A 10,728-nucleotide genomic window follows, 5' to 3' on the forward strand; every position below is an offset into this window, starting at 1 on the left:
GGTCCGCCTTCAGCACAGGAAATGTACCTGCAATCTGATTTAACGAGGTCGATATCTGCTTTACGCTGAACTTCGTCGTCAATCTCTGCGATTGACGCAAGCTAACTGAACTACGAGAAACCGGTATTGCTAATGTTCATTCGTTTTTCAACCATCTTTCTCAAGACACTTACCGTACTCGGCTTGACAATATTGTCCGCTGGATGCGTTCAAACAGTTGAATCACACCGGATGGATTCACAGGTCGCGCAACCATCTATGACATTGTGGATAGCTATTGATACGCTAGCGCAGCAAATCCCATTTAGCAGAAACAAGGTTGAGAACGCCCTCTCGACTCATCTCGTCAAGGGAGATACCAGCAAGAACCCGATTCAGAACACTGCATTCCAGTTCTACACAGGTAGCCCCGTCAGGTTAGCGGATGGCATCACTATCAGTAACGTAGATTTACGCATCCGGCACCGTCCTGGGCACCCCGGTTTTCTCGTACTCAATCTTGGTGGCAGTTGCACCACTCTCGATGCCGTTCGAGAGCACTATCGCGACCTTAGAATCACCGAACACCCTCATGGGCATTCGCTCGATGAGGCCACATCGTATTCGGCTTTCCTGGAATGGGGAAAACTGTCGTTCGGGTTCCTGGAACGTAATCGCAATTGCTTGGCATATGTTGTCCTCAACCCGAAGTACGATGCGGACAACATTGCACAATAGAGAAATTTACCCTTGAGCTCAATCCTAACGTACTTACCAGATGTTTTTTAATTATAGAAATCCGTTCTGCTCACATAGCTCGTTCAAGACGATTGCCATGTTCAGCCTGACAATCTGGTTTGCCGGATGTGGATCGACCACTGGACAGTACGAAAAGGATTCGCGGACGACGCAATCGTCGAGGACGCTATGGCAGGCTATCGATACGCTAACGCAACAGGCTCCCTTCACCACAGATAAGATTGAGAACGTCCTCGCGACTCATCTTGTCGTGAAAGATAACAGCAAGAGCCCTATTCAGAACACCGCATTTCAGTTCTACACAGGCAGACCGGTCAATCTGGCTGACGATGTTGTAATCAGCAATGTAGATTTACGTATCCGGTATCGGGCAGGACACCCCGGTTTTCTCGTACTTAACCTTAGCGGTAGCTGTATTACGCTCGATATGGTGCGCGCGCATTACCGCAGCCTCAGAGTTACGGACCGTCCGAGCGGCAGATCACTCGATGAAGTCACCTCATACACAACCTCGCTCCATTGGGGGGATCTGTCTTTCAGCTTCAAGGAGCGCAATCCGAATTGTCTTTCGTCGCTGGCCTTCGATCCCAAACCTATTGAAACAGACAACATGGCGAAGTGATAGAAATTTTCCTTCGAGCAGAACCGAAACTATTTACCGAGAATTTGAAAAATATCGAAGCCGCCCCATCAAGGTCGGCTCCGCCCCTCACACCAACGGAATATAAATATCCGTCTGCCACTGATCCAACGGCGTCTCCGGATACACACTCAAGTACTGAAAGAACAGCGGCTGATCCCGCAACTCTTCGCCACTCGAAGGAAGCCAGTCGCGATAGATCGGATAGATCGTCTCGCCGATATGGTCAGTCGATCCCGTATGCCGCACCACCGCGCACCGGCCGCCCGGAATCAGCAGTTCGCGCACACCATAGTCATTCGGCGCGACCGCTTCGCCGATCTCCCCGCAGATATCGAAACGGAACTCCTCGGCCGGCGTCGTATCCGGGTTATTGTGCGGGATGCCGAAAGTCCTGCTCGACGATACCGGCGATTGTCCGCTTTGCATACGCCAGTCGATAAACTTGCGCACGCTCTCGTTGACAAGTCCTGGCGCGCCGCAATGTTCGAGCGCGGCAACGCGGGTTTCAGCAAAATCGACAATTTGCACTTGCATGGTCAGCTTCCTTGAAAGATAGGGAACAACGAAATTCGCACTCCAGACATGCCATTTCGGATGCCGCCGAAACGCGCTCGGCGCCGCGCCGAACACACGCTTGAACGCACGGCTGAAGGCTTCGGGACTGTCGAAGCCCGCGTCGAACGCGGCATCGAGCACCGAGCAGGACGCTTGCGTGGCGAGGCGGCGGGCCGCTCGACGCAAGCGCATCAGCTGCACGTAGCGCGCGACCGGCACGCCGACATACGCGGCGAACTGTCGATGAAAATGAAACTTCGAGAAGTTCGCGATGCGACTCAGCGCGTCGACCGACAGATCGCCCTCGAGATTCGCATCGATATAGGCGAGGACGGCGTCGAAACGCTTCGTATAGGCAGTGGTGGCGTCGGTGTGAGCTTGCATGGTCTGGTTTGTGCGAGTTCCGATATGGTCGCCGAGGTTGGGCACATCATACCTAGCCGCGCTTGCTCGATTGCCGATCGGTGCCGCTGCCAGACCGCGCGAATTTGCGTAAACTTGGCTTCGCCTCCTCCACTAGAGACTTTCCGTCGATGCCCTCTTCGATCAGCAATTCGCTCCTCTGGATCTTCGACGCATTCGAGCGCAATCCGACCTACGTCCGCCGGCGGATGTTCGGCTGTGACGCCGCTTATATCGACGGCCTGTTGTGTCTGATCGCCGCCGATCGCGACAAACCCTGGAATGGTCTGCTGGTCTGTACATCGCACGAACGCCATGCCGCGCTCATCGCCGATATACCCGCGTTGCGGCCGCATCCGGTGCTCGGGAAATGGCTTTATGTGCCGCAGGATGATTCGGCGTTTGAGGGCACTGTGGAGAAGATGAGGGCGCTCGTGCTGGCTCGCGATCCGCGTGTGGGGGTAGAGCCGAAGCCGCGCAAGCGGCGGAGTAAGTCGGTGTTGCCGGATGATTGAGGCGGTTGGGTGGGGCTTCTTCTGCGTTTATTTTCGACGTGAGCTTCGGGTGTGGTTTGTTGGGTCGCGATGTGCGGATACTCGCAGCGTCAGGCGCTTTCATGGCCTCGTCGGTTATATGCCACATGTGCGGGGCCGATCGTAGCGATTACTACCATCGGCTCCGTTGTACTAAGGAATTGCTTTGGCGCTCATCGGCTTTGCGCGATTTGATTCGATCTGCTTCGGCCTGATGCGATCGTCTAGTGTGGGCCGGTTACCGGTTGTTGCGCGGCGTCTGCAGTCAACGTGACCGTGGTTTTCGCGGATGCATTCCTGCCGCGCGATCCTTTTGCACAAGCGATAGGCGCTTTCGCTCTCTGCGATGCCTCGGTCAGCAAGTTCGTCGCATGCTGTGCGGTGATGCGGCTGCGCGGGACACCCTTCGCATCGAGCGCGATCACCTGGAAGAGTTCGCGGTCGAATTCGAGTTCCATTTGATACTGCTCCGCTGTGTCCAGAAGCAATTCGAGAAGCTTCTGACGACGCCGTCTTTCGTCGCGCGTAATGGCAGGATTACTACATATTGACGATACGAGTGTGATGAGCGTATCCATTTGAGCCACCTGCCGATCGCACAGATCGAATGCGGAAAGAGCGAGCTTTTCGTACTGGAGTGCGTCGACGGGCGGACGCGAAGCTGGTTGACTTTTGACGGACCTGGTCATTGTGCGATCTCCCTGTTGCTTCATGGGGATGCCTGGACAACCGCTTTTTTTGAGACGGGTGAGCGGGCACGTAACGAGGTTAGCAGACCGGCGTTGAAACCAAAACCGGCGAGCCTTTCGGCTCCCCCACCACGGCCCGCCCATAGAAAATGGACGTGCAGAAGTAAGCGCACGACCTGCCTGGGCAGGCGTGCGGGTTTCAACGTTCAGGCTGCTAAACCTGATCGCCGGGTGTTTCCCAGCGATTTGGTAAGTATAAAGCAGGGAACCTTGGTTTTCGTCTATCTCGAAATTTAAATGTTTGGTTGATTGAGGAGACCAGAGCAGGTGAGACTAAAGCAGAGCCTGTTCGGCCAGCTTCCGATTTCGGTCAAGTGAATCACCGAAAACAATGACCAATTGCCTGATAACAAGAATTCATATAATAGGAGTCTCCGCCCCTAACAGGAGATTGAAGACTTTTGTCTATCACTATCACTTGCTTTTCAAACGCTCTTCGCTTACGCTGCACTGTCACTCTAGGGCCACGCCAGATTATTAGACGGGCACGTTGTACAACCCCCAAAAAAAACGAATATCAAAAAATGCGACGAGGTCGATATTATCTTGGTCGAGTTATTAAGCTAGGTACGTTAGACCAGGATCACTTAATGAATGCCATTTCAAATGCGGCAACAATCTCCGCGGGGAAAGCCAAATGGACTATAACCAACGTCATGGATCGGCGCGATGAAAATATGCCTTTTCTATTTGGCAAACTATCGAAGTTTTCTGATGAAGGTCATGTCACTGTCGTAGATACTCAAAAAAAATCAGAAGTTGATGCCATTGCTGAAAATCTGCTCATTGCCAGTGCAAATTTCGTATATCTACCCCTATATTCAGGGCTGGCATATATGCACGTTTGGAATCATATAGAAGCAGACGTTTTCGCGCGTAGATTCAAAGATATCATTGAGGCAACGTATGAAAACTTCTTTGTGGGTTGTTCTGTGGAAGCCGTCTCTGACTACCGTACATTTGGAGTTAAACTTCAAGGACTTGATCGTATTCGTGAGCTTTCAGCACGTATTCATCCCCCTAATCCATTATTTGGCCGACTATGGAGTTCTCTTAATCGTTACGTCAAAGAACGTAACGCGTCCGAAGTGACTGTAAAAGAATCACAGGATAGCGGCAGCGGTTTAGCTACTCAAATTGCAAATTTAGTAAGCCAGATTCTTGAAAATTCATCTTATGAGCCAGATTTTGATGTTGCAATGGGAGATGCAGCAGTATTAATGGCCGCCGATGGTTATGGATCGGGACGCGTTGTTGGCGACCAAGACGGCGAAGAGGTGACAATCCGAACGTCTGATGCTCAGAAGACCTTCTTGTTTTCCAAGGAACCCGTGCCTGCCGAACTTGCCGATGAGGCCGAAAGGCATTTTCGACGCATCAACTCAGAACGGGACATGAGGCATCCGTGAAAAAATTATTAGAGACGATTCGAACGTTCTTTGTATCTCCAGAATTAGCATTGGTGATCTGCGGAGTGTATCTTCAAGAAAAATTTTCAAAACAAATCGAACATGCGTTGCTTCACGTACATATACCGGACGATCTCTTTAAGTGGGCGATTGCCATCCCGGGAGTTTTGCTATGTTGGTCCTTAGTTTCAGGAAGAAAAATTCTCTTCCCTGAAAAAGACAAAAGCAGCATTCTCCAAAAATGGCCTGATTATTGGAAATTAAGAATATGCTTTCACGCAACATTATCTTGGAATATTATATTTCTTATGATATCCATTTATGCCTGGACAAATGACTGGACAAAGCCGTCTTCCATACATTTCGTTGCCTTGGCAGTATCTATTCTCGGATCAGCTTTTTGCTCCTTGAGTCTTTATAACGCTCAAACTCGGGTAGAAGAAGAGATTTCACAATATAAGACTGAGTAGATAGATAATGACAGACTGCAGGCCATCAGACTGACGATTCGGCTATAGTTAAGTATTTCGCAAATAAAATGACGGCAACATGGGTACACGCATCGCGCCGTCCATCGTTGATTCTCTTGAGCTAGATGAGGCATCGTGATTTGCGGATCATCGATACACCCGCCCCCCCTCTTCCTAGCACACTCAAATACTCCACGCCCGCCCTCAACCCAAACCCCACCGGCCTCTCTTCCCTTAACCACCTTAAATTAATCTTCCTCTCGTTCTCCTCCCTCTTCCCCCACCACCAAAACCGGCACCCTCATCCCCCGCGCATCCACGATCTTCTTCTCCAACCGCTCCGGCCGTCCATCGAGTACCGCCCGCACGCCCACATCTTCAAGCGCGCGCAAAACCTCCTCCGCATACCCCAAACTCGCATCGCTAATCGTCGCAACTGCAACCTGCTCTGGCGCCAACCAAACCGGCAACCATCCTTCATCATGCTCGAGCAGCATCGCAATGAACCGCTCCATACTGCCGAGTACCGCGTGATGAATCATCACAGGCCGCTCGCGTTCATTGCGCTCATTGACGAACTCCGCATCGAGCCGCTCAGGCAACACGAAATCGAGCTGGATCGTGCCGCATTGCCAACTGCGCGCGCGGCTATCCGTCAAATGAAATTCGAGTTTCGGCCCGTAAAAAGCGCCCTCTCCTTCGAGTACATCGAATTCGAGTCCCGCCGCTCGCGCGGCATTCGCCAACGCTTCTTCCGCGCGATCCCACGTCTGCTCGCTGCCGGCACGCGACGCGGGCCGCGTCGCCAATACAACCTTGAACTCCGGGAAGCCGAGATCCGCGTACACCTCGCGCAATAGCGCGCAGAAGTGCCCCACTTCCGCCTCGATATGCGCGGCCGCGCAGAACACATGCGCGTCGTCCTGCACGAACGCGCGCGTGCGCTTCAGACCTTCGAACGACCCCGAAGGCTCATCGCGATGACACGCGCCGAACTCGCTATAGCGCACCGGCAACTCGCGATACGAACGCACGCGCTGATTGAAAACCTGCACATGGCACGGACAACTCATCGGTTTCAGGCAGAGCGCGCGCCCTTCTTCGGCATCGGCGAGCGAATACATCGCGCCGCCGAACTTCTCCCAGTGGCCGCTCTTTTCCCACAGCGAGCGCGCCAGCAATTGCGGCGTGCGAATCTCGCGAAAGCCCGTGCGACGCATGCGCGCCCGCACATAATCTTCAAGCACGCGATGCAGCGTCCAGCCGCGCGGGTGCCAGAAAACCATTCCGGCGCCTTCTTCTTGTTGATGAAAAAGATCGAGCTTATTGCCAAGTACACGATGGTCGATGTCGTTCACGGTCATGCTCCGTCGGTTCGAATGTCACGATTACCACGAGGGATGCCGCAAACGGAGAGACCCGAAACGCCAAAGGCCCCGTCCGTTTCCGGCGGGGCCTTTGGGGATTTGCCACTGCTGCTCTGCTTCCGTACTTCCTGCTAGCGCGCGCAATCTCCAGACGACCCGCCTGTGAAGGTGGTCGTCGTGGTGGTGACGGCTGAAAGGAGAAGAGAGTGGAAGTTCATGGAGCAACAGTAAAGGAGTTCGATCCGGTACGTCAATCGTCATGGCCAGCGCAATCACGACACACTCGCCACAACGACACATTAAACGCTACGATGTACCCACGATCCCCCAACAACTCATCGAGCCCCAACCTTGACCATCCAGATCCGCCCCGCCACCGCCGCCGACGCCGCCCTGATCCTTCGCTTCATCACCGAACTCGCGGTGTACGAGAAAGCCGAGCACGAAGTCGTCGCCACCGTCAAAGACATCGAAACGAGCCTGTTTTCCGCGGGCGTTCCCGCCAAAGCGCTCATCTGCGAAATGAATGGCGAGCCTGTCGGCTTTTGCGTGTACTTCTTTTCGTATTCGACATGGCTCGGCAGGCAGGGGCTTTATCTCGAAGACCTCTACGTGTCGCCGGCATCGCGCGGCAGCGGCGCGGGCAAACAGATGCTGCGTCATCTCGCGCAGATCGCCTGCGATACCGGCTGCGGCCGTTTCGAATGGAGCGTGCTCGACTGGAACGAGCCGGCCATCGGCTTCTACAAGTCGATCGGCGCGGCCCCGCAAAGCGAATGGGTGCGTTACCGTCTCGCGGGCGATGCGCTCAAGGCGTTCGCCGAGAGCGACGTCGAGTCGAATACATAAGCCGCATGCGCTTCGCCATTGCTAAGCACTCGCTGCCATCGTGATACGCGCGTTGTTTGTCTGCGGCAAGAACCGTCTGCGCAGTCCGACTGCGGAGCAGGTGTTCGCCAGTTGGCCTGGTGTCGAAACGGATTCGGCGGGTCTCGCCGCCGATGCCGATGTACTGCTTTCGCCCGAGCAGTTGCGCTGGGCCGACGTCGTCTTCGTGATGGAAAAGACGCATCGCGCGCGGCTCGCGGCGAAATTTCGCGCGTGCCTGAACGGCAAAAAAGTGGTTTGCCTCGATATCCCCGATCACTATGCGCTCATGCAGCCCGAACTCGTCGCGCTGCTCGAACAGAAGGCGGGGAAGTTTCTGCGCGCGAAATAGGCGGCCTCACCTCAGCGAGCCGCCTCGCGCGCTCACTCCGGCTGCGCCGACGCCGCGCTCACCGGCGTCACTTCGAACGCATCGCCAGTCGCGAAGAACGTGCCGCCCGCCACGTAGTGACAGGTACGCAGGTCGGGATCGTCGCCGAAATGCCAGCGGTTGTTCGAGTACACGCGGCTGTCCGCATACGCGGCCACCACTTCGCCGATGATCAGATCGTGCCGCTGGCTATCGTCGGGAATCACCTTGCATTCCATCCACGTGATGCAGCCGGCCAGCATCGGCACGTCGATCTTTTGCGCGGGAAAGGTTGCGAGGCCGAACGCGGAAAACTTGTCGAGTTCGGTGCCCGCGTTCGTGCCGACCGCAAGCGTTTGCGCGGCGAATCCGCGGCTCGGCAGTTGCAGGCCGAATACGCCGCTCGCTTCGATCAATTGGCGCGTCAGCGTGCGGCTATCCACCACGACCACCACCTTCGGCGGATTGAAATCGAGCGGCATCGCCCACGACGCCGCCATGACGTTCGAGCGGCCGCCGTGCGCGCTCGTGATGATCGTGACCGGTCCGTGATTGAGCAGTTGTGTGGCGCGCGGCAGGTCGACGGGGTTTCGGGTGGCATTCATGCTTGAGGGGCTTGGGGTATGCGTCGGAGGACTGAAGGGAATTGCAGCGGCGCGGGTGATGCGGGTGCGAGCGCGATAACGGCGTGGCGGTGTGCGGTGCGTGCGTTCATCGGCGGCGCGGGGGTGTGCCGCCGATGAACGTCGAACGTTCCATGATGCGTGGCCCTCGCCGCTTCGCCGGTTCATACACGCGGCGAAACACCGAGGCTCGCACGCTCAATGCGGCGCCTTCCCATTCGGCAGCGCATCGAGCGGCTTGTGCTGCTCGTCCCCGAGCCCGGGGAAGAACACATTCCACGCGGCGCGCACGCCTTCGGCCGCGGCAACCTCGGCGCCGATCGATTCGGCTGCACCGTCGGCCGCTTTCGAGGGATCGGCGGACAGCCCGCGCCAGTGCGTGAACACGAGCAACGGCTTCTCGGTCCAGATGCCGTTGCCGAATTTGGCAAACGCCGTGTCGCCACTCGTCAACCGCACCTCGTACCACCCTTCGCGGACGGGGCTATGGTCGGCAAGCTCAAACCACGGGGTCGGTTCGATTTCCTTCATGTCGTCTCCGGTCGGATAGAACGTCAAAGATAAGCATAACCAGGGCATTCTTGATACCCATGCCCGTGGCGACTCGCGATGTGCCGCGCGCGATGTTGCGGCGCGGCAGGCCGTGGGCCGGACGTGGCATGCGGGGCGGGAACATCGACATGGCGAACCCGCCCCGCATAGGCAACACGATAGCGCGACATGGGCCGCGCGGACAGACGTAAAACTTACGGACGCGAAGGGGTGGCCCGGCGGGGTTTGGGCTTCGCTTTTGAGCCCGCTTTGGGCTTTGCTTCAAGCCTCGCATTGGGCCCGGCCTCTGGCCTCGCTTTGGGCCCAGCTTCCGGCGTCACTTTAACGCGCGATTTCGACGCGCCTTGCCCCGCACTTCCAGCCGTACTTTTAACGGCACGTTTCGCCATCCCTTTCGCCACCGTTCGCGCTGCTTCCACCGACTCGACCTCAACCGCCTCAGCTTCAATCTCCCCGGCCAACTCTGCCAGCACCCGAATCGCAGGCCCCAACTGCTCGGCAGGCGTATCGCCGTACCCGATCACGATTCCATTCGTGTCTTCGGAGGCATGCAACGCAAAACCCGACAACGCCCGCGGATTGAGCCCTTCGGCCCGCGCGCGCTCGACGAGCGTCCGATCGCACAGCCGCGCCGGCAAGCGCAGCGTCAGATGCATACCGCAATCGCCGCCGAGAATCTGCGCCGGCGCGGCCTGCGGCGCCGCTTGGGCAACGGCATAGGCCTCGGCATCCACCGCAAAACGCGACACGAAATGCACGGCAAGCGCATCGCGCAACGCCTGCTGCCGCTCGCGATACAAGCGCCGCATGCGTCCGAGATGCCGTCCGAACTCGCCGCTCCCGATGAAATGCGCAAGCGCCAGTTGCTCCAGCCGATGCCCGCCGCGCAGCATCTCCTGCAACGCGACGGCGGTCTCGTCGGCAATCGTGCGCGGCAGCACCACGAAGCCGATCCGCAGCGCCGGAAACATCGTCTTGCTGAATGAGCCGACATAGAGCACCGGCGCGTCGTCGACCAGGCCCTGCATGCTCGCGATCGGCTCGCCCGTGTGCCGGAATTCGCCGTCGTAGTCGTCTTCGATGATCCACGCGCCGCAGCGCCGTGCCTGCGCGATCAGCTCCAGCCGCCGCGCCACCGACAGCACCGCCCCGGTCGGATACTGATGCGCGGGCGACGTGTAGACGAGCTTCGGCGGATGCGCGTCCCACGCGTCGGCGGGCACGGCCATGCCTTCGCCATCGACGGGAATCGGCACCGTGCGCAGATCGCCGAGATTGAAGGCGGCCTTCGCGCCGCGATAACCGGGGTCTTCGACCCACGCGACGTCGCCGGGATTCGTGAAGAGGCGCACGCACAGGTTCAGCGCCTCTTGCGCGCCCTCGGTAATGACGACCTGCGTGCCATCGCAACGCACGCCGCGCGCGACGCGCAGATGCGCGGCAATCGCGT

12 protein-coding genes and 1 pseudogene are annotated in these 10,728 nt (G+C 57.1%); 7 read left to right on the plus strand and 6 right to left on the minus strand.

Going from position 1 to position 10,728, the window contains the following annotated elements; all coding sequences use genetic code 11:
- The first annotated feature begins 132 nt into the window (after nucleotides 1-132).
- Both GXB81_RS17985 and GXB81_RS17990 read left to right on the plus strand, forming a co-directional pair.
- Complete coding sequence (locus GXB81_RS17985; RefSeq protein ID WP_240158972.1) at nucleotides 133-717, plus strand: hypothetical protein; 585 nt, start codon at nucleotides 133-135, stop codon at nucleotides 715-717.
- Between the two features lie 97 nt (nucleotides 718-814).
- Nucleotides 815-1,360 (plus strand): hypothetical protein, encoded by a 546-nt coding sequence (locus GXB81_RS17990; protein ID WP_241016416.1) that lies wholly within the window; start codon nucleotides 815-817, stop codon nucleotides 1,358-1,360.
- An 87-nt stretch (nucleotides 1,361-1,447) separates the two neighbouring features.
- On the opposite strand, the gene GXB81_RS17995 is transcribed toward GXB81_RS17990, so the two are convergent.
- Nucleotides 1,448-2,320: an AraC family transcriptional regulator gene (locus GXB81_RS17995; protein ID WP_205989933.1), complete on the minus strand. Its 873-nt coding sequence runs from the start codon at nucleotides 2,318-2,320 to the stop codon at nucleotides 1,448-1,450.
- A gap of 149 nt (nucleotides 2,321-2,469) precedes the next feature.
- Here GXB81_RS17995 and GXB81_RS18000 point away from each other — a divergent pair, with 149 nt between their 5' ends.
- A complete protein-coding gene (locus GXB81_RS18000) occupies nucleotides 2,470-2,853 on the plus strand; it encodes a hypothetical protein (protein WP_205989921.1) in 384 nt (127 codons plus the stop codon).
- 242 nt (nucleotides 2,854-3,095) lie between these two features.
- Here GXB81_RS18000 and GXB81_RS18005 read toward each other — a convergent pair whose 3' ends face one another.
- Nucleotides 3,096-3,560: a hypothetical protein gene (locus tag GXB81_RS18005; RefSeq protein ID WP_205989922.1), complete on the minus strand. Its 465-nt coding sequence runs from the start codon at nucleotides 3,558-3,560 to the stop codon at nucleotides 3,096-3,098.
- Between the two features lie 650 nt (nucleotides 3,561-4,210).
- Here GXB81_RS18005 and GXB81_RS18010 point away from each other — a divergent pair.
- A complete protein-coding gene (locus GXB81_RS18010) occupies nucleotides 4,211-5,029 on the plus strand; it encodes a hypothetical protein (protein WP_205989923.1) in 819 nt (272 codons plus the stop codon).
- Entirely contained in the window at nucleotides 5,026-5,499 is a 474-nt protein-coding gene (locus GXB81_RS18015; protein WP_205989924.1) for a hypothetical protein, read from the plus strand. Before GXB81_RS18010 ends, GXB81_RS18015 begins: the two co-directional genes overlap by 4 nt.
- 248 nt (nucleotides 5,500-5,747) lie before the next feature.
- Here GXB81_RS18015 and thrS read toward each other — a convergent pair whose 3' ends face one another.
- Nucleotides 5,748-6,863, minus strand: coding sequence for a threonine--tRNA ligase (thrS, locus tag GXB81_RS18020; RefSeq protein WP_241016417.1), 1,116 nt, complete (start codon nucleotides 6,861-6,863; stop codon nucleotides 5,748-5,750).
- Nucleotides 6,864-7,217: 354 nt separating this feature from the next.
- Here thrS and GXB81_RS18025 point away from each other — a divergent pair, with 354 nt between their 5' ends.
- Together GXB81_RS18025 and GXB81_RS18030 are read left to right on the plus strand one after the other, a co-directional pair.
- Entirely contained in the window at nucleotides 7,218-7,715 is a 498-nt protein-coding gene (locus tag GXB81_RS18025) for a GNAT family N-acetyltransferase (RefSeq protein WP_205989925.1), read from the plus strand.
- Nucleotides 7,716-7,755: 40 nt separating this feature from the next.
- Nucleotides 7,756-8,085, plus strand: a complete 330-nt coding sequence (locus GXB81_RS18030; protein ID WP_167038715.1) for a low molecular weight protein tyrosine phosphatase family protein — start codon at nucleotides 7,756-7,758, stop codon at nucleotides 8,083-8,085.
- Nucleotides 8,086-8,117: 32 nt separating this feature from the next.
- Here the strand turns inward: GXB81_RS18030 and GXB81_RS18035 are convergent, their stop codons facing one another.
- From GXB81_RS18035 to GXB81_RS18045, 3 genes and pseudogenes are all read right to left on the minus strand, one after another.
- Nucleotides 8,118-8,708, minus strand: coding sequence for a flavin reductase family protein (locus GXB81_RS18035; protein ID WP_205989926.1), 591 nt, complete (start codon nucleotides 8,706-8,708; stop codon nucleotides 8,118-8,120).
- 216 nt (nucleotides 8,709-8,924) lie between these two features.
- Nucleotides 8,925-9,257: a hypothetical protein gene (locus GXB81_RS18040; protein ID WP_167038719.1), complete on the minus strand. Its 333-nt coding sequence runs from the start codon at nucleotides 9,255-9,257 to the stop codon at nucleotides 8,925-8,927.
- A 464-nt stretch (nucleotides 9,258-9,721) separates the two neighbouring features.
- Nucleotides 9,722-10,728 (minus strand): annotated as a pseudogene (locus GXB81_RS18045) (PLP-dependent aminotransferase family protein); the annotation flags it as partial.

The sequence above is a fragment of the Paraburkholderia sp. Ac-20336 genome (assembly GCF_017105025.1).
Classification (GTDB): domain Bacteria; phylum Pseudomonadota; class Gammaproteobacteria; order Burkholderiales; family Burkholderiaceae; genus Paraburkholderia.